Genomic DNA, 21,462 nt, shown 5'->3' on the forward strand with positions numbered 1-21,462 from the left:
CGTTCCCCCGGAGCGTCTACCTGACGTGTGGAATTCCGCCGACGCCGGCCGGCGGCATTCGACCGGCGTCAGTGCGGAGCAAACGGGTTCCCGCGCACAATGCGGCGCAACGCCCGGCCACGCAGCATGTGGTCGTGAACGAAGCCCAGGATGTCCGCGACTCCATCCTCGGCGATGCGGAACACGACCGCGTGTCGCGGATCATGGACCCGTTCCGCCGGATCGGGAACATGATCCCGGCTGTGCCAGGCGTGGTACACGCCGACGGGGTGCTTCACGGGCCGCACCCATCCAACGCCTTCCCGCTGCGGGTCGTCGGCCAGATCCTGCATCGCCTGGACGAGAAGGGCGGCGTAGCGCATGCGGCCGACCGCGTGGAACTGCTCTTCGCTCCAGTCCAGGATCCTGTCGAGTTCGGCTTCCGCCGGTGCGGAAAGGCGGAACCCACCCACGTTCAGTCCTTTCGAGCCGCGGCACGCCCGGACGCCCGGCGGTTCAGGTCCGCAAGGAGCGCGCGCCGATCCTCCTCGCCGTTCACGAGCCGGAAGTCTCCGCGCTCGAGGGCGGCGATTCCACGGTCGGCAACGGCTTCGATCGCCGCGAGGCTTGCGCGCTCCGCTTCCAGATCGTCCTGATAGCGGCGCAGCGCCTCCCGAACGACCTCGCTGGCGTTCTGGTGGCGCCCGTCTTCGACCTGCTGATCGATGAACTCGCTCAATCGCTCCGTCAGGCTGAAATTCCGACCGCCCATGCCATGCCTCCATCACGCTGTATCAAAGATTGATACCGGCCGGGGTGGCCGTCAAGCAGGCGCGTGGCCGTCCGGCGTCGGTTGGGGCGTCCCTCTCCACATTTCAAGTGAACGCCTTGAGGTGAACGCCTGGAGTCGGTCCCGGCGGGGGTTTTCCGTTCCGCCGATGGAGCGTTTGGACGTCGACGGCGTTCTTGAAGGGCGGGGAGCCTGCCGCTCCCTCGCCGGTCCGGTGGAGACCAACGGAGAGCATTCCTTGCCCGACAGTTCCTTGCCCGACAGCCCGGCAACCGATGGTCAGGACCCCCGCCTCGACCGGCGCGAGCGGGAGGAGATCCGCGAGCGGTCGAACCCGCCGGCGCTGATCCTTCACGAAGCCATCCGGCTCGAAGGCGAGGAGGAGCTGAAACGCCCCGCCAGCGCCCTGATGTGGTCCGGTCTGGCCGCCGGCCTGTCGATGGGCTTCTCGATGGTGGGGGAGGCGCTGTTCATGGCGCATCTGCCCGACGAGCCGTGGCGCCCCCTGCTGGCGAGCTTCGGCTACTGCTTCGGCTTCCTCATCGTCATCCTCGGGCGGCAGCAGCTCTTCACCGAGAACACCCTGACGGTCATCCTGCCCCTGCTGCAGCGCTGGAGCCCGTGGAACCTCATGCGGGTGATCCGGCTGTGGACGCTGGTGTTCGCCGCGAACATGGCCGGCACACTGCTGTTCGCCGCCATGGCGGCCGGGACCGGCGCCTTCTCCCCCGACCTGCGCGCCGGCTTCGCCGAACTCGGCCGCGCGGCCCAGGGCGACGGCTTCACGACGACGCTGCTGCACGGCGTGCTGGCGGGCTGGCTGATCGCCCTGCTGGTGTGGATCACCCCGTCGGTGGGTCAGGCGCGCTTCTTCGTGATCGTGGCGCTGACCTACCTGATCGCGCTCGGCAAGTTCGCCCATGTGGTGGCCGGCTCCGTCGAGGTGTCCTACGCCGCGATGATCGGCGAGGTGACCTGGACCGGATACGGTTTCGGCTTCCTGTTGCCGGCCCTGATCGGCAACGTGCTGGGCGGCGTCGGGCTGGTGGCGCTGATCAACCACGCCCAGGTCAGGCAGGACCGCTGACCCGGCCCGGCTCTCCCCGGCCGCGGGACGCCGGCCCATCTCTTTGAGATTAACTCCTTCGGGGCTTTGCGCCACCCCGGCAGGATCGTTGTGGGCTGCCGGTTGCAGGGACAAGCTTGAACCGGTTACATCGGGCGCAGGTGCCCGAAAGAGTGGCCGGGCAGTCCGAAGCCGCGAAAAGACGGCCGACGGGCCTCTGCCCGTCCGCCCGCCGGACCTTGCTGGGCCGATTTGGGACGGCCCGCACCGGCAACGACGTGCCGCACATCGTCTGAAGCTTCGACCGACGCCGCCGTGCCGCCCGCGGCGGCGAGGATGGCGGCCGGCCCGATCGCGCCGCCCGTCCACGGTGCCCCTGCGCGGACCGGCTGCCGGCTGCCGGCGCCCCGCCCCCGGCCTCCACCCCATCGCCAGAGGAGCCGCCATGTTCGACTGGTTCGAGAAGATGATCCGGGAGGTCATCTGGAAGGCGATCTCCGACTTCTTCCGGGATCTCGCGGGCAAGGGGGAGGAGGCGATCCGCGACAAGCTGCGCAGCCTCACCGCCGGCGAACAGCTCTCCTCCTCGCCGCTGGTCAAGGTCCTGGTGGTGGATAATGCCGCCGACACGCTGACCCTGCTGGTGCGCGGCTCCTTCCCGATCGGCGGCGTCACGCCCTTCATGCGGCTGGAAATCGTCGTCTCGCGCTCCGACATCGACCTCACCTTCGCCGAGGCGCCCGTCCGCGTGAAGGCCTGGCGGACCGTGCTGGGCGACCTGACGATCAAGGACGGCAAGCTGCTGGAGGGGGCCTCGGCTTCGGCTACGACGGCGGGGCCTGGCTCGGGCAGGGATCGCTCGACCTCAAGCCGGTCGGGATGAAGGTGGCGGTCTACGGCGGCATCAGCGACCGCGGCATGGTGCTGGGGCTCGACGGCGAGGCGCCGCCAGGCTCCGCCATCCCGCTCGGCCCCACCGGCCTCGGCCTGCGCGGGGTGGGCGGCGATTTCGCCCACAACTTCGTCGCCCGGCTGGAGAGCGGCGGCATCCCCATCGCCAGCCCGAGCGCCAAGGACTATGTCGCCTGGGCGCGCGACCGCAACAGCATCGACCGCTGGAAGCCCGGCCCGATCGACCGGACGGCGATCGGCGTCGGCATCCGGGCGGTGATCTGCACCGTCGCCGACATGGGCTTCGTGTTCGAGCTGAACCCGATCGGCATGTCCTTCCTGGTTCCGGGCGGCGCCATCATCCTGGGCGGCGCCGGCCGGCTGCTGCGGCGCAAGGGGTTCGGGGTCGAGGGCTATTTCGTCATCGATGCCGCCACCGCGTCGCTGGCGCTCGGCGCCGGAGTGAATGTGGACATCAAGGGGCCGGGCGACGAGGCCGACCCGCTGACCGTCACGCTGATCAAGGGGTCCGCCCAGCTCGACGCCTTCTTCTCCTTCGGCGATCCGCGCGCCTGGTTCTTCGATCTCGGCACCGAGGCCAAGCCCTGCATGATGGAGGTGCTGACCGACGTCCCGGTCGTCAGCATCCTGTTCTCCGAGAAGGCCGAAGCCTATCTGCGCATCAACCATCACCGCATCGCCTTCGGCGCCAGGGTCGGCATCGGCGGCGAGTTCCGCATCGGCAAGATCATCCGGCTGGTCGCCCGGCTGACCGGCGCGCTGGCCGCCCGGATCGGGCGCGACCCCCTGCTGGTCTGCGCCCGGCTGACGGTGGTGGGGGAACTGGGCATCAAGGTCTGGAAGTTCGAGTTCCTGCTGACCGGCGAGGCGACGCCCACCGTCTATCTGCCGAGCCCGATCCACTTCAGCTTCGAGATGAAGTTCAAGCTGAACCTGCCCTGGCCGATTCCCGACATCGAGGACAGCAAGACCTTCGGAGACAGCGTCGCCACGCCGCCCAGGATCCAGTCGCCGCTGCTGGCCGGCGAGGCGGTCAGCGAGGGGGCGAAGACGATACAGGCGCAGAAGGTCACCACGCTGCATCCGGTGAGCGAGCGCCAGTGGGACCTGGAGACGGAGCAGCCCTGGCCGGACGCCGTCCTGGTGGTTCCCTTCAAGAGCCGGGTCACCGACAAGGTCGGCCAGCTGGTCGGGCCGCCGGTCAGCCCCACGGTGGAGGGCGGCTACACGGTCGGCCACGACTTGACGAAGCTCGAGCTGTGGGACCTGGAGCGTGACGTGCCGGTTCCCGACGTCCAGGGCGTCTGGGCCGACGCGGCGGAGACCGGCACTTCGCAACTGCATGTGCTCGGCAGCGATCCGATGAGCTGGCTGACCGCGCAGACCACCGTCTCGTCCTGGGAGTTCGGGACGCCGCCGCGCGTCGTCCAGGTGCAGTTCGGTACGGGCCGCGACGAGGCGGTCGCGGCGGAGCGACGCTTCGGCGACCTCCACGTCGCGCCGGCCGCCGGGCCGGCGATGCTGGACGACCTCTTCGCGCCGCACCTGCCGACCCGCGTCCTGCGCGGCAACCGGATCGGACTGCGTGTCGCCGACTCCGCCGGCGCCGCCATCCTCGTCGATCAGGTGGTGATTTTCCTGATCGGGACCGGCATCCCCGGGCGCGACAGCGAGAACGTCATCACCGACCCTGCCGGGATCAGCCGGCTGGAGCTGGTCGGACAGCTCTACGGCTCGCTCAGCCTGTTCGCCGCCACGGTCGATTTCGCCACGCCGGTCGGCAGCCTCACCTACTGGTCGCGGTCGGGGCGGGACCTGCTGGTGTTCGCCGTGCGTTACCGCGAGGCGCGGACGGTGGCTTCCGGCACGCTGCGCAAGACGGTGCTGGTGCCCGGCCGCTACCGCCTGACGGTGGAGGGCAACTCGACCGCCGTCCACCCGGACGCCGCGACGAACCCGGAGCTCTATCCGCCGGCGCCGCGGATCGACTGGTCGGTGCGGGAGGAGTTCCGCGTCGCCTACCCCGACAGCGCCCGCTCCTACATCCGCGAGGCGACCTTCGGCGACAACCGCCTGTTCGCCCGGCCGCAGCATCCGTGGACCGGCTGGACGCTCGACCGCTGGAACCCGACCCTGTACGGCGTCGGCTTCCCGCTCTACCGCCGCTACCACGTCGCGGTGCGTTTCCTGGTGCCCTACATCCACGAGGTCTTCGGCAGGAACCCGATGTCGCTGCGGCTGACCTGGGAGGCGGACGGCAGCAGCATCGGCGGCGCCGTGACGCCTTCGGCCGTGCCGGACGGCAGCAGTTCGCTTCTGCCGCAGAGCCAGGACTGGATCGTCAAGCAGGGCGGCGCCGTACCGCCCGACAGGGAGATGGTGCTGACGGCCCTGCCGCCCAAGAGCGGCGTCGCCAGGCTGGAACTGCTGTTCACGCATCCGGTGGACGGCGAGATCCGTATCGACGAGTGGACGGGGGCCGTGTCCCGCTTCGACAGCTTCCGCGACCATCTCGCCTGGCCGGGACCCTGCCTGACGGTCCGCTACGATTCCGCCGGCCGGCACGAGCAGCCGCCCTGTGCCACCCCGGCGAAGCCGCCGAAATCCTGGGTGTGGCAGGACAGTCCCGGCGGCCATGGCGGTCTGGCGCCGCTGCTGACGCCCCTGCCGGTACCGCAAGCCAAGGTCTCCGGCAGCATCACCGCCGAGCCGCTGCTGCCGAGCCTCGAACTCGGCGACCTGCTGAAGCCCTATCCGGCGGAGCTGGCGACGCCGCCGACCTCCTGGCGGCTGCCGGCGGCGCTGGCGGAGCTGACGGGGCCGCCCGATGCGGCGGCCGGGCTGCGCTATGCCCGCTTCGCCGCCGCCAGCGGCGTGCGCTTCGGGGCCGCGGCCGAGCCGCTGGCCGGCATCCAGGACGTGCCCGGATCGACCACCGTGGAGGCGGTGACCGACGACGGCGGACGCCCCTTCGCCCTCTGGCTGCGCACGCCGGAGCCGGTGGACTGGCGCCGGGTCGCCGCCGGCCTGCGGGTGTCGCATGTCGAGCCGGCCGGCGGCTGCCCGACCGGCTACGCGCACCGGCGCCCGCTGGAACTCGCGGTCGGCATCCTGCCGAGCCCGGACGGCAGCGCCGCCTTCCTGACCGGAACCATGGCCGGCGTGCCGATCCTGCTGCCGCGCGGCGAGTATCTGCTGACCCTGCGCTTCGATCCGGCGGTCGCCGGGCTGCCGCCGCTGCGCCCCTCGGCCATGGTCGGGGCCGGGCCGGAGCTGGTGACGCTCCGCTTCCTGCAGCCGTTCGGGGCGGGCTGGCCGCTGCCGACGGACACCGGGAAGTTCCGCCTCGACCTGATCGAGGTGGTGCTGAAGCACATTCCCTTCGATCCGCGCATCTGGGAGGAGGCCGTGCAGCAGGACCTGCCCGCCGCGGAGGTGGAGGCGCGCATTCTCGCCTCGCTGGCGCAGCATGCCCGGACGCTGGCGCCGCCGCCCGCCCTGCCCGAACCGGGGCACCCGCCGGTCGCCGGGACCGGGCTCGCCGCGGCGGCCGGTGCCCTGGGCACGGTCGCGCTGCGGCCCATCGGGGCGGAACGGATCGTCGACCGCCCGCCGGACGAAGCCGTGCGGGACGAAGCGGGCGATGCCGGGACGGCCGCGGATCCCGGAGCTCGGGCACCCGGACCCCAGGACCAGGACGCCCCGGCGCCGGCTTCCCCGCAACAGGGTGTCGAGGAGGGAGAGCAGCCATGACCATCCATCTGTCCGCACTCGGCTGGATCGACGAGGCGCCCTTCGGCAACCGGCTGCGCTGGCACTATCCCATGGAGGAGGTGACGGCCGAGGGGCGCTATGTCGGGTTGCCGAAGACCCTGGTCGTCGAACGGGCGCCGCTCGACTCCCGCGACCTCTACCGGACGCGGGAGACCTCCCTCGCCTATCCCTCGGACTGGTGGGACCGGCTGGGCGACGTCGCCGTTGCCGGCTTCCTTCCCCCCTTCGCCCATGCGCTGCCCGGTCCGGTCCAGGCGGTGAGCTTCCTGTGGGAGGGCAGCGCGGGCCGCATCCTGATCCGCGACCGGACGACCGGCAGCGCCGCCTTCGACAGGACCGTCTCCAACGGCGACATCGTCTATGCCGAGGGAACCGGCCTCGACACGGTGCTGGTCTTCGCCGTCTGGGGAACCCTGCGCAATCTGCGGGTGCTCGACCTGTTCCGCGACCGCGGCCTGCGTTTCGAGCCGATCGCCGAGATCGCGGTGGAGGCGAGCTTCGGCGTCGGCCTCGGATCCGTCGCCCCGCGCTACGACCAGCCGCCCACCCTGTCGTCCGGGGAATGGGAGGAACTGCGGCAGGCGGCGGCCGAGGCGATGACCGCAACGCCTGCGGCGGCGCCGGCGGGGGAACCGACCGCCTGGGGCCGGCTGGCCCTGCTGCTCGGCCTGCGCTGGGAGTTCGCGCTTCTCGCCGGCTTCGCCTTCTTCGACGGGCCGCGCCGCGACCGCAGCGAGCTCGACCGGCTGTCCGACGACATCCTGGCAAAGCCGCCCGCCGGCATGGTGGCCTACCGCGTGGTCGACCGCGAGGGGAGCGGCGGGATCAGCAACCTCGTGGTCTGCCCGCCCTGGACGGCGACGCCGCTGTCGCCACCGGCTCCCCCCCACTATTCGGGAGCGGAGGTCCGGCTGCGCGAGCGCCGCTCGCCGCTGCCGGGCGGCTTCGACCTTGCCGCCCATGCCTCGCTCAAGGCCTTCTCCCCGGTCATGGAGGTGGAGGAGGAGTACCGGGTCCGTGCGACGCTGTCCTGGCAGCAGGCCGATCCCCAGGCGATCGGGGTCGAGGTCGAGGAGGCGGTGAGCGCCAGCCCGGCCACCGGGGCGCCCGGCCGCAGGACCAGCTTCCTCAGCCGGACCCGCCGGCCGGGCGCCCCGGTCCTGCAGGGATCGGTCTCCCGGAATCCCGACGTCGTCTTTCCCGACGTCACCCTGCAGGCGCGTGTCCGCGCGCAGGACGGCTGGGACCGCGTGAGCGACTTTTCCGGCTGGGGACCGGCGGTCAATCCCGTGCTGGTGCACGAACCGGCACCCCCGCCGCTGGAAACCGCCCGCCATGACGCCGGCACCACCCGGATCCGGCGCGCGGCGGGTCGCGAGGGGATTGCGGACTGGCAGCCGGATCCCCTGGTCGCGCGGGCCGGCGGGCAGGTCTTCGTCTACCGCCGCGCCGCGTCGCCCCGTACCGCCGACGTGACGGTCGGGATGCCGGTCGAGATGGCGCCCGGCCGCTACCGGGTGGCCGTCTCCGGCGCCGCCGGCCTCGGCGACTTCGTCGGCGGGACCCTGTCCGCCGGGGCCTTCACCGAGGCCGTCGTGGCGGCCGGCCCCTCCAGCGTCGATCTCGCCGTGTCTGCGGGCGGACTACCGGACAAGGCTGCGACGGCCGAGCTGTTCGCGCCCGGTCCGGCCCGGCTGAGCCAGAGCCCGACCCATCCGTCGCTGTGGACCAAGGTCGCGGCCTTCCCGGCCAAGGGCCTGCCGGAGGAGCTGGCGTTCGCCGATCCCTTGCCGCCGACGCCGGGACTGGCGATCGAGGCCTATACGGTGCGCCTGTCCTATCTCGGCCGGCTGGGGCCGGCGGGCACCGTCGTCTGCGCCATCCGCCAGCCGGTGGTGCCGCCGGTGCCGCCGCCTTTCGAGGTCCAGGTGCTGGGCATCGACTTCTATCAGCGCACGATGCTGAAGCTGCGCTTCACCACCCCGCCCGGCGGCGGCCGCTTCACCGTCTGGTGGGCGCCGGGCACCCTCGGCGCGGCGGAGCTGGCGAAGCGGGGCAGCCCCGGCAGCTATGGAGCGCAGGAGGCGGCGGGCGGGCTCGTCCTCTACGACGTGCTTCCCCTGCCGCTGCCGCTCCGGATCGACGGACGGGTGACCGTGGGGGTGCAACGGACCGGGGCGGATGGCACCCGCAGCGACTTCGTCACGCTGCCGGTGACGCTGCCGGCGCTTGTCCCCTAGCTTTCGGCCAGCCCACCGGGGAAGTCGACCAAGTAATCCCGGGACGCAGGGCGGAGATGTGCGCGCCGGACCGCCTATTCCCGAAGAACAGTGCTGAAACAGGCGAGTTGACTCCCCCGGTCGCGGCTTCATGCTCGGCTTGCATGACTGGCCGTGAGCGCCCGCAACAGGCGGTGTGACGGACGCCACCGCGGTCATGCTCCCGGAATGGGCCAGGAGGACAGTCCGATGGCGGTCGAGCGGGTCGAGGGCACCAGCGGCAACGACAGGATCTGGCGGCGGGCAGGGTCGCAGTGGCTCCTGGGGTTCGCCGGCAACGACACGTTGGGGCCGGGCAGCGGCACCGACACGGTGGACGGCGGCAGCGGGGACGACCTGCTCTATGGCGGGGACGACGGCGATCCCGACCGGCTGATCGGCGGGCCCGGCAACGACGCCTTCTGGGTCAACGGGCCGGAAGACACGATCGTCGAATACAGCGGCGGGGGCCGGGACACCGTCCATGCCAGATATGGCTGGACGCTCGGCGACCATCTGGAAGACCTGACCCTCCAGGAGAAGGGGGCGTCGGCCAACGGCACCGCCACCGGCAACGCCCTGTCCAACCGCCTGACCGGCAACAGCGGCGACAACGCGCTGTTCGGCCTTCTGGGCAACGACACGCTGATCGGCCTCGACGGCAACGATGCGCTGTGGGGCGGCCGGGACGACGATTCCCTGGAGGGCGGCGCCGGCAACGACCTGCTCGACGGCGGGTCCGGCAGCGACAGCCTGCGCGGCGGCGCCGGGAACGACACGCTGCGCGCCGGCGACGTCATCTCCTGGGATTTCCTGACCGGAGGCCCGGGCGATGATCTCTATTACGTCAGGGGCAGGATCGATCCCTTCGACCACCTCGACTACACGGTGGAGCAGCCCGACGAGGGGATCGACACCGTCATTTCCGAGGGCTCCTGGTGGCTCAGCGACAACACCGAGAACCTGATCATCCAGGAGGGCGATCCCTATGACGGCCTGACCGGGTGGGGCAACGCCCTGTCCAACCGGCTCGTCGGCAGCTCCTACGGCAACTGGCTGCTGGGCAGGGAAGGCGACGACACGCTCGACGGGCTGGGCGGCGACGACATCCTGCAGGGCAGCGCCGGCAACGACGTCCTTCTCGGCCGGGACGGCATCGACTTCTTCGACGGGGGCTCCGGCGACGATCTGCTTGACGGCGGCGACGGCAACGACCGTCTCGGCATCAGTCCGGACTTCAACGCCGTCAACACCGGCCGCGACACGCTGATCGGCGGCAAGGGGGACGACGATCTGAACGGCGGCGGCACCCCCGGCAAGTCGGACGAGGTGGATTTCGCCGACGCCGGCGACCTGATCATCTTCGAGGCCAAGGACGGCGGCTTCGGGCACGACCGTCTGGCGGGCTTCAACGATCGCAACGACCTCATCGTCTTCCAGGGTTATCGCCCCGACAGCCTCGACGGTCCGGTGCTCATCTCGGACATCACGCCCTATTCCCGCTATCCCGGGGCCCTGTCCTGGGTCGCCAACGTCGCGTTCAAGGACGGCTCCACGCTCTACGTCACCGGCATATCGCAGGGCGTGCCGTCCTTCACGGAGGGCAGCGACTACGTCTTCAGCGAAAGCGGCCGGCCCATTCAGGCGGCGCCGGTGGCCGAGGCCCCGTCGCCCGGCGGTATCGCCGCGGCCGTGCCGGGCGCCGCCCCGTCCGATCCGGCGGCGGTCGAACGGGTCGAGGGCACCAACGGCAACGACACCATCTGGAGGTCGGCGGGATCGCAATGGATCCTCGGCCTGGCCGGCGACGACACGCTGGGCGGTGGCGGCGGCACCGACACGGTGGAGGGCGGTGCCGGCAACGACGTGCTCTTCGCCGGCGACGATGCCGTCCCGGACCGGCTGGTCGGCGGCACCGGCAACGACAGCTTCTGGGTGAACGGCCCGGAGGACGCCGTCGTCGAGGCGGCGGGCGAGGGCATCGATACCGTCTTCGCCAGATACGGCTGGGCCTTGGGAGCGAACCTGGAGAACCTGACCCTGCAGGAAAAGGGAGCGGACTCCAACGGGTCGGCGACCGGCAACGGCCTCGGCAACCGGCTGACGGGGAACGGCGGCAACAACTGGCTGGACGGGCAGGACGGCAACGACACGATCTGGGCGGCGGCGGGCAACGATTCGCTGGAGGGCGGTGCGGGCAACGACCTGATGGGCGGCGGCCAGGGTATGGACACGCTGCTGGCCGGGACCGGCAACGACACGCTCTATGCCGGCGACGACACGGATATGGACAGCCTGATCGGCGGTGCCGGCGACGACGTCTATTGGGTCAACGGCAGCGACACCCGCTTCGATACCTGGACGCCCCAGGACATCATCCGCGAACGGGGCGGCGAGGGGATCGACACCGTCCATGTCAAGGGCTGGTGGCGGCTCGATGCCAATGTCGAGAACCTGATCGTCCAGGAGCCGGTCCCCGGCGTCTTCAGCGGCGGCCAGGGGAACGAGCTGGCGAACCGCTTCGTCGGCAGTTCGAGCGAGAACGAGTTCAACGGCGACATCGGCAACGACACGATCAACGGAATGGGAGGAAACGACACGCTGTGGGGCGACAGCGGCAACGACGTGATTCTCGGCATGGCCGGCCGGGACATCCTGATCGGGGGATACGGCGACGATCTGCTGGACGGCGGCGATGGGGACGACCTGCTGGACATCGTCGGCTACGGGACCGAGCCCGCCAGGGCCGGCCACGACACGATCATCGGCGGGCGGGGCAACGACCGCATCGATGCCGGCGGGTCGCCGTCCGACGGCAACACGGTGAACTTCGCCGACGAGGGCGACCTGTTCCTCTTCGCGCGGGAGGGCGGAGGCTTCGGCGACGACAGCCTGCAAGGCTTCAACGACGAGACCGACCGGATCGTCTTCCAGGGCTACAGCCACGACGATCTGACCGCCCCGGTCACCGTCACCAAGGTCACGCCGTTCCCGCGCTATGCGGACAGCTATTCCTGGACTGCCGAGCTGTCCTTCCGCGACGGCTCCAGGCTCCACGTCACAGGGGTGTCCCAAGGCGCGCCGTCCTTCACCGAAGGCAGCGACTTCGTGTTCGCCGCCGCCGGGGCCGGCGCCACGCCGTCGCCATGACGCGGCCGGTCCGCGTCGTACTTTCGCGCTGGTTGCCCCGGACGGGGGCTGCGGTTACGCTCGCCCCATAAACAATTGGGCGATCGTACGGAAGATCTGTCCGGGAGGAAACGATGATGGAGAACGCGAAAGCGGCCCATATCGACGAGCTGGTGCGCGTATCCGAAGGCGGCGATTCCAGGCGCGACGGCATCATCACGGACTCCTGGCGCCGTTGCGTCTCCGACTACAAGCTCGACCCCACCATCCGGCGCGAAGCCTACATCCTGCCCAACGAGCATCTGCGCCTGCACCGCGATGCGATGGACGAGTTCCTGCGCATGGCGCGCTTCGGGTTGGAGTCGCTGTACCATCAGGTCGCCGGCATGGGCTATGTGCTGCTGCTGACCGACCACAACGGCATTACCGTCGACTTCATCGGCGACCCCAACATCGACGACCGGCTGCGGCGCGCCGGCCTCTATCTCGGGGCCGACTGGAACGAGGGACGGGCCGGCACCTGCGCGGTCGGCACATGCATCGCCACCGGCGAGGCGCTGACCGTCCACCAGTCCGACCATTTCGACACCACCCACATCCCGCTGACCTGCACCTCCGCCCCCATCTTCCACAGCGGGGGCGAGCTGGCGGCGGTGCTCGACATCTCGGCGCTGCGCTCGCCGGAACCGAAGATCAGCCAGTATCTGGCGCTGCAGCTCGTGCGGGCCTATGCGCACAAGATCGAGACGGCCAGCCTCTACAACAACTTCCGGCGCGAGTGGGTGGTGAAGCTCTCCGCCTCGCACGAGTTCGCGGAGGTCGATCCCGACTTCGTGCTGGCGCTGGACGGCGGCGGACGCATCATCGGCTTCAACAGCCGTGCAGCCCGCCTTCTGGCGTCCGAGGAGGGCGGGCAGGGGGATGGCGGGCAGGCGAGCGCCGTTCCGGGCGGGCCCGACCGGTCGGGGCTGCTCGGCCGCTGCTTCTCGGACTTCTTCGACTGTCAGGTGGACGATCTGGTGCGGTTCGTCCGCTCGCTGCCGACCGATCAGCGCACCATCCGGCTGCGGCGCAGCGGGACCCCGCTGTTCATCCAGGCGATGCCGCCGCCGGCCGTCCTCATTCCCCGGCCGCAGGCGGCGGACGAGCCGCAACTGCCGCCGCCGCTGCGCGCGGTGTCCGGCGGCGATCCGGCCCTGAAGGCGGTGCTGGCGCGGGCGGCGAAGCTGGTCAACACGCGCATGAGCCTGCTGATCCACGGCGAGACCGGCACGGGCAAGGAGCATTTCGCCAAGGCGCTCCACCGCTCCAGCGTCCGGGCCGGCAAGCCCTTCATCGCCGTCAACTGCGCCGCCCTGCCCGAGGCGCTGATCGAGAGCGAGCTGTTCGGCTATGAGCCGGGATCCTTCACCGGCGCCACCGCCCGCGGCAAGAAAGGGCTGATCCTGGAGGCGGACGGCGGCACGCTGTTCCTCGACGAGATCGGCGACATGCCGCTGTCCTCGCAGACCCGGCTGCTGCGCGTGCTGGCGGAGCGCGAGGTGACCCCGATCGGCCGGACCAAGGCGGTGTCCGTCGACGTCCGGGTGATCGCCGCGACGCACCGCAACCTCGTCGATCTGGTCAAGGCGGGCCGCTTCCGCGACGACCTCTATTTCCGGCTGAACGGCGCGGTCTTCACCCTGCCGCCGTTGCGCCAGCGAGGCGACCTCGTCTGGCTGATCGACCGTCTGCTGGCGGAGCGCAGCCGGCATGACGGCGTCGAGTACAGCATCGCCGCCCCGGCGCTGGCGGCGTTGCGCGCCCATTCCTGGCCCGGCAACGTGCGCGAGCTGGTGAACGCGCTGGACTATGCCTGCGCCGTCTGCGACGACGGCACGATCGATCTGGCCGACCTGCCCGAGCCGGTGCAGCACAGCGGCGCCTTCGATGCCTGGCCGGCCGGCGATCCTCCCGCCGCGGACTGCTCCCGCCACGGGGAGGAGGAGCCGGCGGAGCGGCTGCGCGAGGTGCTGCGCCGCCGCCGCTGGAACGTATCGGCAGCCGCCCGCGATCTGGGGGTCGACCGCTCCACCATCCACCGGCAGATGCGCCGCTACGGCATCGTCGCGCCGCACCGGCAGTCCTGAGGCGCCGCGCTCCGCTGCAACACCTGTTGCATGGCCCCTGCCACAGGCGATGCAACAGGTGATGCGGCCGCCACAGCCGGCGTCCCCGACGGCTCCCCCGGCAAGGCCTTGGGAGTCCTGGACAGTTCATCAAACGAACAATCTGGCACGGCAGTTGCTGATGTACCCCCGAAACGCAGGATCGAGGGAGAGTGCATCGTGGCTCCGGTCGTCGGGATCATCGCCAATCCGGTGTCCGCCCGGGACATCCGCCGGGTCGTCGCCAACGCGGCCGGCCTGCAGATCGCCGACCGCGCCAACATCGTGCTGCGGGTGCTGGCGGCCCTGAAGGCCTGCGGCATAGAGGACGCGGTGATGATGCCGGAACAGGGCGGCATCGGCAGCCATGTCGAGCGCGGCCTCACCCGCGCCCGGCTGCGGGGCGAGGCGACCTATCCGGCGCTGCGCCGCCTGGACATGCCGGTCACCGGCACCGTCGCCGACACCCACCGCGCGGCGGCCGAGATGCGGCGCCTCGGCGTCTCGGCCATCGTCGTGCTGGGCGGCGACGGCACGCACCGGGCGGTGGTCGCCCATTGCGGCGCCGTGCCGGTCGCCGGCATCTCGACCGGCACGAACAACGCCTTTCCCGAACACCGCGAGCCGACCATCACCGGGCTCGCCACCGGGCTCGCCGTCACCGGCCTCATCCCGGCCCCGGTGGCCTTCGCCGCCAACAAGCGCATCGACGTCACGGTCAACGACGCGGACGAGCCGGAGATCGCCCTGGTCGACGTGGCTCTGGTGACCGAGCGCTATGTCGGCGCCCGCGCGCTGTGGAGGCCCGAGAGCTTCCGCGAGCTCTACGTCACCTTCGCCGATCCGCAGGTGATCGGCATGTCGGCCATCGCCGGCCTCGTCGAGCCGGTGGAGCGCGGGGAGAGCGGCGGGCTGATGCTGCGCCTCGCCCCGGCGGACAGCCGGGCGGAGGGCATCGTCCTGCAGGCACCCATCGCCCCCGGCCTGATGGCGCGGATCGGCGTCACCGACTGGCGCCGCATGCCGGCCGGCGTGCCCTTCCTGCCGGAGGCGAAGGCCGGTTCCATCGCGCTCGACGGCGAGCGGGAGATTTCCTTTTCGGTGCGGGACCGGGTGCGCCTGACGCTCCGGGACGAGGCATTCCGCACCGTGGACGTGGGCGGCTGCATGCGGCACGCCGCCCTCAACAGGCTGCTGGCCGGCGTACCCGCGCCGGTCGCCGCAGCGCTCTGACCCCCCTCAAGAACAATCGCATGGGAGAAACGACCGTGACCGACAACCCCTATCCGCTGAGCAAGGCGGACCTGCTGCAGGCCTACCGGACCATGCGGACGATCCGCGAGTTCGAGGAGCGGCTGCACATCGACTTCGCCAAGGGCGACATCCCCGGCTTCGTCCACCTCTATGCCGGCGAGGAGGCCTGCGCCACCGGCATCATGATGCACCTCAACGACAACGACCGCATCGCCTCCACCCACCGCGGCCACGGCCACTGCATCGCCAAGGGCGTCGACGTCCACGAGATGATGGCGGAGATCTACGGCCGTGCCACCGGCGCCTGCCGGGGCAAGGGCGGCTCCATGCACATCGCCGACCTGTCCAAGGGCATGATGGGCGCCAACGGCATCCTGGGGGCCGGGGCGCCGCTGATCTGCGGTGCGGCGCTGGCCGCCAAGGTGCGCGGCGACGGCGGGGTCGGCATCACCTTCGTCGGCGACGGCGCCTCCAACCAGGGCACCTTCCTGGAGAGCATGAACCTCGCGGCGGTGTGGAACCTGCCGGTCATCTTCGTGGTGGAGAACAACGGCTATGCCGAATCCACCGCGATGGAGTGGGCGGTCGCCTGCGACAGCTACATCGACCGCGCCACCGGCTTCGGTCTGCCGGGCGTCACGGTCGACGGCACCGACTTCTTCGCGGTGTACGAGGCGGCGGGCGAGATCATCCGGCGCGCCCGCGAAGGCGGTGGCCCGGCGCTGCTCGAATGCAACATGGTCCGCTTCTACGGGCATTTCGAAGGCGACGCCCAGACCTACCGCGCCAAGGGCGAGGTGGAGAACCTGCGCGCCACCCGCGACTGCCTGACCCTGCTGGGCGAGCGGGTGACCGAGGCCGGCGTCGTCTCCCGCGACGAGCTGCAGGCCATCGACCGCGAGGTCGCGGCCCTGATCGAGGACGCGGTGCGCTGCGCGAAGGCGGCGCCGCAGCCGGTCGCGGCCGACCTGCTGACCGACGTCTACGTCACCTACTGAGACCGATAAAGGTCCGCGAGACCGGAGGAAACACCATGTCGCGCAAGATCAGCATGAAGCAGGCGATCAACGAGGCGCTGGACCTCGAGATGCGCCGCGATCCCACCGTCATCCTGATGGGGGAGGACATCGTCGGCGGCACCGGCGCGCCCGGCGAGGACGACGCCTGGGGCGGCGTGCTCGGCGTCACCAAGGGGCTCTACGCCAAGCACGGCAACCGGCTGATGGACACGCCGCTGTCGGAGTCCGCCTATATCGGGGCGGCGATCGGGGCCGCCGCCTGCGGCCTGCGCCCGGTGGCGGAGCTGATGTTCATGGACTTCATGGGCGTCTGCTTCGACCAGATCTTCAACCAGGCGGCCAAGTTCCGCTACATGTTCGGCGGCAAGGCGGAGACGCCGGTGGTCATCCGCGGCATGGTCGGCGCCGGCTTCCGCGCCGCGGCCCAGCACTCGCAGATGCTGACCCCGCTGTTCACCCACATTCCCGGCCTGAAGGTCGTCTGTCCCTCCAACGCCTATGACGCCAAGGGGCTGCTGATCCAGTCGATCCGCGACAACGACCCGGTTCTGTTCTGCGAGCACAAGAACCTCTACGGGCTGGAGACGGAGGTTCCGGCCGAGTCCTACGCCATCCCCTTCGGCGAGGCGAATGTGCTGCGCGACGGCGACGACGTCACCATCGTCAGCTACGGCCTGACCGTCCACCGCGCCATGGACGCGGCCGATGCGCTGGCGCGCGAGAAGGTCGAGGCCGAGGTGATCGACCTGCGCACCCTGTCGCCCATCGACTGGGACACCATCATCGACAGCGTGGAGCGCACCGGACGGCTGGTGGTGGTGGACGAGGCGCATCCGCGCTGCAACCTCGCCACCGACATCGCCGCCTTCGTCGGCCAGAACGCCTTCGGCGCGCTGAAGGCGGGGGTGCGGATGGTCTCCGCCCCGCACACGCCGGTGCCCTTCTCGCCCGTCCTCGAAGACCTCTACATCCCCAGCGCCGATGCCATCGCCGCGGCGGCCCGCCGGACGCTGGAGCCGGCCGGCCAGTCCCGCAGCACCATCGCCGCCTGAATCCGGAGCCGAGTTCATGTCCCTGTCGAACGAGCGCATCAAGCCCATCGTCATGCCCAAATGGGGCCTGTCCATGTCGGAAGGCAAGGTCACCGGCTGGCTGAAGCAGCCGGGCGCCACCGTCAAGCTGGGCGACGACCTGCTGGAGGTCGAGACCGACAAGATCACCAACGTCGTGGAGGCCGGCGAGACCGGCATCCTGCGCCGCGTGCTGGGTGAAGAAGGCAACATCTATCCGGTGAAGGCGCTGATCGCCGTGCTGTCGGAACCCGACGTGCCGGACGAGGAGATCGACGCCTTCATCGCCGGCTACGCCGCGCCGTCCGGCGACGAGGACGGGGAGGGCGCCGACGCCGGTCCGCGCTACGAGTTCGTCGAGACGGCGGCGGGCTCCATCCGCTACGCCAGGCGCGGCGAGGGCGAGCCGACGGTGCTGCTGGTCCATGGCTTCGGCGGCGACCTCGACAACTGGCTGTTCACCATCGACGCGCTGGCGGAGACCGCCACCGTCTATGCGCTGGACCTGCCCGGGCACGGGCAGTCGGCCAAGTCGCTGGCCGACCCGTCGCTCTCCGGCCTGTCGCGGGCGGTGCTGGACTTCATGGACGCGGTCGGCATCGGGCGCGCCCATCTCGTCGGCCATTCGATGGGCGGGGCGGTCGCCATGCGCACGGCACTCGACGCCCGCGACAGGGTGGGCTCCCTCTCGCTGATCTGCTCCGCCGGGCTGGGGGAGGAGGTCAACCGCGACTACATCGACGGCTTCGTCAAGGCCTCGTCCCGGCGCGACCTGAAGCCGGTGCTGGAGATCCTGTTCGCCGATCCGGGGCTGGTCAGCCGCCAGATGGTCGACGACCTGCTGAAGTACAAGCGGCTCGATGGGGTGGACGGCGCGCTGCGCGCCCTGTCCGGCGCGCTGTTCGAGGGCGGGCGGCAGGCCGACCGGCTCGCCGGGGAGCTGGCGGAGACCGGCATCCCCATCCTGGTCGTGTGGGGCGAGAAGGACCGCGTCATCCCCGCCGCCCATGCCGCCGGCCTCGGCTCGGCGGCGCGGGTGGAGGTGATCCCGAACGCCGGCCACATGGTCCAGATGGAAGCGGCCGGCAAGGTCAACGCCCTCGTCAAGGATCACATCGCCGAAGCCATCTGATCCCTTCCACCTCCCAGGAGGCCGGCGCCCCGCGCGCCGGCCGCAGGAGACCTCTGATGCCAGACCTCAAGGACAGGTGCATCGCCATCACCGGGGCCGGCCGCGGCATCGGTGCCGCCATCGCCCGCGCGCTCGCCGCCGACGGCGCCCGGCTGACCATCGCCGACATCACGGGGGAGGACGCGCGGCAGGTCGCCGACGCCATCCGTGCCGAGGGCGGCACCGCCATCGCCGTCGCCGTCGACGTCCGCGACCGCGCCGCGGTCCGCCGGATGATCGACGAGACCGTCAAGGCCCACGGACGGCTGGACGTCCTCTTCAACAACGCCGGCATCGCCCAGACCAAGCCCTTCCTCGACATCACCGAGGAGGACTGGCACACCGTCACCGACGTCAACGCGCTCGGCGTGCTGATCGGCATGCAGGAGGCGATCAAGACCTTCCGCGCCCAGGGCGGCGGCGGCAAGATCGTCAACACCGCCTCGATCGCCGGCAAGCAGGGCTACGAGCCGCTCGCCCACTACTCCGCCAGCAAATTCGCCGTCGTCGCCCTGACCCAGGCGGCCGCCCGCGCCTTCGGCAAGGACGGGATCACCGCCAACGCCATCTGTCCCGGCGTGGTGGCGACGCCGATGTGGAAGATCATCGACCAGGGCTTCCGCGACACCGGCCTCACCAGGACCGAGAACGAGGCCTTCGACATGTTCGCCGCCGGGGCCGTGTTGGGACGGCCGTCGGCACCCGAGGATCTGGTCGGCGTCGCACGCTTCCTCGCCTCGTCGGACTCGGACTTCATGACCGGCCAGTCGCTGATGGTCGACGGCGGCATGGTCTTCGTCTGAGCGCAGGACCTCCCATCCGATAAAAAAACACCTGGAAGGAAACGCCATGAGCATCGCGACCAGCATGAAGGCCGCCGTCTGGCACGGCCGCAACGACATCCGCGTGGAGCAGGTGCCGCTGCCCGACCCCCGCCCGCCGGCTGGGTGCAGATCAAGGTGCATTGGTGCGGCATCTGCGGGTCCGACCTGCACGAATATGTCGCCGGCCCGGTCTTCATCCCCGTCGACCAGCCCCATCCGCTGACCGGCCTGAAGGGGCAGTGCATCCTGGGCCACGAGTTCAGCGGCGAGATCCTCCGGCTGGGCGAGGGGGTCGAGGGCTTCGCCGTGGGCGACCGGGTGGCGGCCGACGCCTGCCAGCATTGCGGCACCTGCTATTACTGCAAGCACGGCATGTACAACATCTGCGAGAAGCTGGCCTTCACCGGGCTGATGAACAACGGCGCCTTCGCCAGCTACGTCAACGTTCCGGCCGAGCTTCTCTACAAGCTGCCGGAGGGCTTCCCGACCGAGGCCGGCGCCCTGATCGAGCCGCTGGCGGTCGGCATGCACGCGGTGAAGAAGGCCGGCTCCATCGTCGGGCAGACGGTGGTGGTGGTCGGCGCCGGCACGATCGGGCTCTGCACCATCATGTGCGCGCGGGCGGCCGGCGCGGGGCGGGTGATCGTCCTGGAGATGTCGGCCGCGCGCAAGCGGAAGGCCATGGAGGTCGGCGCCACCGTCGTGCTCGACCCCAAGGAATGCGACGCGGTGGCGGAGGTGAAGGCGCTGACCGGCGGCTACGGCGCCGATGTCTCCTTCGAGTGCATCGGCAACCGCAACACCGCCAAGCTCACCCTCGACGTGATCCGCAAGGCCGGCAAGGCCGTGCTGGTCGGCATCTTCGAGGAGCCGAGCGAGTTCAATTTCTTCGAGATCGTGGCGACGGAAAAACAGGTGATCGGCTCGCTGGCCTACAACGGCGAATTCGCCGACGTCATCAGCTTCATCGCCGACGGGCGGCTCGACGTCCAGCCGCTGATCACCGGGCGCATCACGCTGGACGAGATCGTCTCCAGCGGCTTCGAGGAGCTGGTCCACAACAAGGACCGCAACGTGAAGATCATCGTCCGCCCGGCCGAGCTGATGGAGATGGCGGGATGACGGCCGCGCCCGCAGCAACCACCCTGTCCGGGCCGGTCCATCAGGCGGACCGGCCGTCCTGGCTGCGCGCCCGCGCGCCTGCCGGCGGGACCTACGAGGACACCCGCGCGCTGGTCCGCCGCAAGGCGCTGCACACCGTCTGCGAGGAGGCCGCCTGTCCCAACATCGGCGAATGCTGGAGCAAGCGGCACGCGACCGTGATGATCCTGGGCAGCGTGTGCACGCGGGCCTGTGCCTTCTGCAACGTGGCGACCGGCCGGCCGGACAGGCTCGACCCCCACGAGCCCGACCGGCTGGCCGAGACGGTGGTGGAGATGGGGCTGCGCCACGTCGTCATCACGTCTGTCGACCGCGACGATCTGGAGGACGGCGGGGCGGGGCAGTTCGTCCGCTGCATCGGGCGGATCCGCGCCGCCTCCCCCGCCACGACAATCGAAATCCTGACCCCCGACTTCCGCAACAAGGCCGGAGCCATCGAGGCGGTCGCCGATGCGCGGCCCGACGTCTACAACCACAATCTGGAGACCGTGCCGCGGCTCTACCGCACCGTCCGGCCGGGCGCGCGCTACTACCACTCGCTGCGGCTGCTCGACCGGGTGAAGGAGCGGCAGCCGGAGACCTTCACCAAGTCCGGCATCATGCTGGGGCTGGGCGAGGAGCGGGCGGAGGTGCTGCAGGTGATGGACGACCTGCGGGCGGCCGGGGTCGATTTCCTGACCATCGGCCAGTACCTCCGGCCGACGCCGCGCCATCATCCGGTGGTGCGCTATGCCCCGCCGGAGGAGTTCGCGGAGTATGAGAGTGTCGCGCGGGCCAAGGGCTTCCTGATGGTCTCCGCAAGCCCCCTGACCCGGTCCTCCTACCATGCCGGGCGGGACTTCATGGAGCTGCAGCGGGCGCGCCGCGCCCAGGCGGCGCCGGCGGCCGACGGGCTTCCGGCCTGACGG

Annotated in this window: 14 protein-coding genes and 1 pseudogene; 13 read left to right on the forward strand and 2 right to left on the reverse strand. The window is 70.7% G+C overall.

All coding sequences use genetic code 11. From position 1 onward, the window contains the following. Window positions 1-68: 68 nt before the first annotated feature. A complete protein-coding gene (locus tag DEW08_RS25755) occupies window positions 69-452 on the reverse strand; it encodes a type II toxin-antitoxin system RelE/ParE family toxin (protein WP_168220519.1) in 384 nt (127 codons plus the stop codon). Between the two features lie 2 nt (window positions 453-454). Continuing rightward, the gene (locus tag DEW08_RS25760) at window positions 455-751 is read right to left on the reverse strand and encodes a type II toxin-antitoxin system ParD family antitoxin (RefSeq protein ID WP_109332706.1); all 297 of its coding nucleotides are present in this window, start codon (window positions 749-751) and stop codon (window positions 455-457) included. Between the two features lie 256 nt (window positions 752-1,007). On the opposite strand from DEW08_RS25760, the gene DEW08_RS25765 reads away from it, so the two are divergent. From DEW08_RS25765 to lipA, 13 genes and pseudogenes are all read left to right on the forward strand, one after another. After that, window positions 1,008-1,856, forward strand: coding sequence for a formate/nitrite transporter family protein (locus DEW08_RS25765; protein WP_245986997.1), 849 nt, complete (start codon window positions 1,008-1,010; stop codon window positions 1,854-1,856). A 424-nt stretch (window positions 1,857-2,280) separates the two neighbouring features. After that, window positions 2,281-2,718 (forward strand): hypothetical protein, encoded by a 438-nt coding sequence (locus DEW08_RS25770; RefSeq protein WP_109332721.1) that lies wholly within the window; start codon window positions 2,281-2,283, stop codon window positions 2,716-2,718. Continuing rightward, a complete protein-coding gene (locus DEW08_RS25775) occupies window positions 2,715-6,500 on the forward strand; it encodes a hypothetical protein (protein ID WP_109332723.1) in 3,786 nt (1,261 codons plus the stop codon). The genes DEW08_RS25770 and DEW08_RS25775 overlap by 4 nt, the downstream gene beginning before the upstream one ends. Next, window positions 6,497-8,761 (forward strand): hypothetical protein, encoded by a 2,265-nt coding sequence (locus tag DEW08_RS25780; protein WP_109332724.1) that lies wholly within the window; start codon window positions 6,497-6,499, stop codon window positions 8,759-8,761. Before DEW08_RS25775 ends, DEW08_RS25780 begins: the two co-directional genes overlap by 4 nt. Window positions 8,762-8,989: 228 nt before the next feature. Beyond that, window positions 8,990-11,929, forward strand: a complete 2,940-nt coding sequence (locus DEW08_RS25785; RefSeq protein WP_168220520.1) for a calcium-binding protein — start codon at window positions 8,990-8,992, stop codon at window positions 11,927-11,929. A 116-nt stretch (window positions 11,930-12,045) separates the two neighbouring features. Continuing rightward, window positions 12,046-14,037: a sigma-54-dependent Fis family transcriptional regulator gene (locus DEW08_RS25790; RefSeq protein ID WP_109333445.1), complete on the forward strand. Its 1,992-nt coding sequence runs from the start codon at window positions 12,046-12,048 to the stop codon at window positions 14,035-14,037. A gap of 198 nt (window positions 14,038-14,235) precedes the next feature. Beyond that, window positions 14,236-15,288 carry an ATP-NAD kinase family protein gene (locus DEW08_RS25795; protein WP_245986998.1) on the forward strand — a complete coding sequence of 351 codons (1,053 nt, stop codon included), beginning with the start codon at window positions 14,236-14,238 and terminating at the stop codon, window positions 15,286-15,288. Between the two features lie 35 nt (window positions 15,289-15,323). After that, the gene (locus tag DEW08_RS25800) at window positions 15,324-16,307 is read left to right on the forward strand and encodes a thiamine pyrophosphate-dependent dehydrogenase E1 component subunit alpha (RefSeq protein WP_109333447.1); all 984 of its coding nucleotides are present in this window, start codon (window positions 15,324-15,326) and stop codon (window positions 16,305-16,307) included. Between the two features lie 35 nt (window positions 16,308-16,342). After that, on the forward strand, window positions 16,343-17,380 hold the full coding sequence (locus tag DEW08_RS25805; RefSeq protein ID WP_109332732.1) for an alpha-ketoacid dehydrogenase subunit beta: 1,038 nt from the start codon (window positions 16,343-16,345) through the stop codon (window positions 17,378-17,380). Between the two features lie 16 nt (window positions 17,381-17,396). Further along, window positions 17,397-18,530, forward strand: a complete 1,134-nt coding sequence (locus DEW08_RS25810) for an acetoin dehydrogenase dihydrolipoyllysine-residue acetyltransferase subunit (RefSeq protein ID WP_109332746.1) — start codon at window positions 17,397-17,399, stop codon at window positions 18,528-18,530. A gap of 56 nt (window positions 18,531-18,586) precedes the next feature. Next, the gene (locus DEW08_RS25815; protein WP_109332747.1) at window positions 18,587-19,372 is read left to right on the forward strand and encodes a glucose 1-dehydrogenase; all 786 of its coding nucleotides are present in this window, start codon (window positions 18,587-18,589) and stop codon (window positions 19,370-19,372) included. Between the two features lie 64 nt (window positions 19,373-19,436). After that, window positions 19,437-20,515, forward strand: a pseudogene (locus tag DEW08_RS25820) (2,3-butanediol dehydrogenase). Next, entirely contained in the window at window positions 20,512-21,459 is a 948-nt protein-coding gene (gene lipA, locus DEW08_RS25825) for a lipoyl synthase (RefSeq protein ID WP_109332748.1), read from the forward strand. The pseudogene DEW08_RS25820 and the gene lipA overlap by 4 nt, the downstream one beginning before the upstream one ends. Window positions 21,460-21,462: the final 3 nt, after the last annotated feature.

Origin of the sequence: Azospirillum thermophilum, from assembly GCF_003130795.1 — a bacterium.
GTDB classification, from domain to species: Bacteria; Pseudomonadota; Alphaproteobacteria; order Azospirillales; family Azospirillaceae; genus Azospirillum; species Azospirillum thermophilum.

Excerpts from the sequence above, each read along its gene's own strand:
- DEW08_RS25815 (WP_109332747.1), top strand. The coding sequence starts at position 18,587 with ATGCCAGACCTCAAGGACAGGTGCATCGCCATCACCGGGGCCGGCCGC.
- DEW08_RS25770 (WP_109332721.1), top strand. The coding sequence starts at position 2,281 with ATGTTCGACTGGTTCGAGAAGATGATCCGGGAGGTCATCTGGAAGGCG.
- DEW08_RS25810 (WP_109332746.1), top strand. The coding sequence starts at position 17,397 with ATGTCCCTGTCGAACGAGCGCATCAAGCCCATCGTCATGCCCAAATGG.
- DEW08_RS25805 (WP_109332732.1), top strand. The coding sequence starts at position 16,343 with ATGTCGCGCAAGATCAGCATGAAGCAGGCGATCAACGAGGCGCTGGAC.
- DEW08_RS25775 (WP_109332723.1), top strand. The coding sequence starts at position 2,715 with ATGAAGGTGGCGGTCTACGGCGGCATCAGCGACCGCGGCATGGTGCTG.
- lipA (WP_109332748.1), top strand. The coding sequence starts at position 20,512 with ATGACGGCCGCGCCCGCAGCAACCACCCTGTCCGGGCCGGTCCATCAG.
- DEW08_RS25780 (WP_109332724.1), top strand. The coding sequence starts at position 6,497 with ATGACCATCCATCTGTCCGCACTCGGCTGGATCGACGAGGCGCCCTTC.
- DEW08_RS25785 (WP_168220520.1), top strand. The coding sequence starts at position 8,990 with ATGGCGGTCGAGCGGGTCGAGGGCACCAGCGGCAACGACAGGATCTGG.
- DEW08_RS25790 (WP_109333445.1), top strand. The coding sequence starts at position 12,046 with ATGGAGAACGCGAAAGCGGCCCATATCGACGAGCTGGTGCGCGTATCC.
- DEW08_RS25760 (WP_109332706.1), bottom strand. The coding sequence starts at position 751 with ATGGGCGGTCGGAATTTCAGCCTGACGGAGCGATTGAGCGAGTTCATC.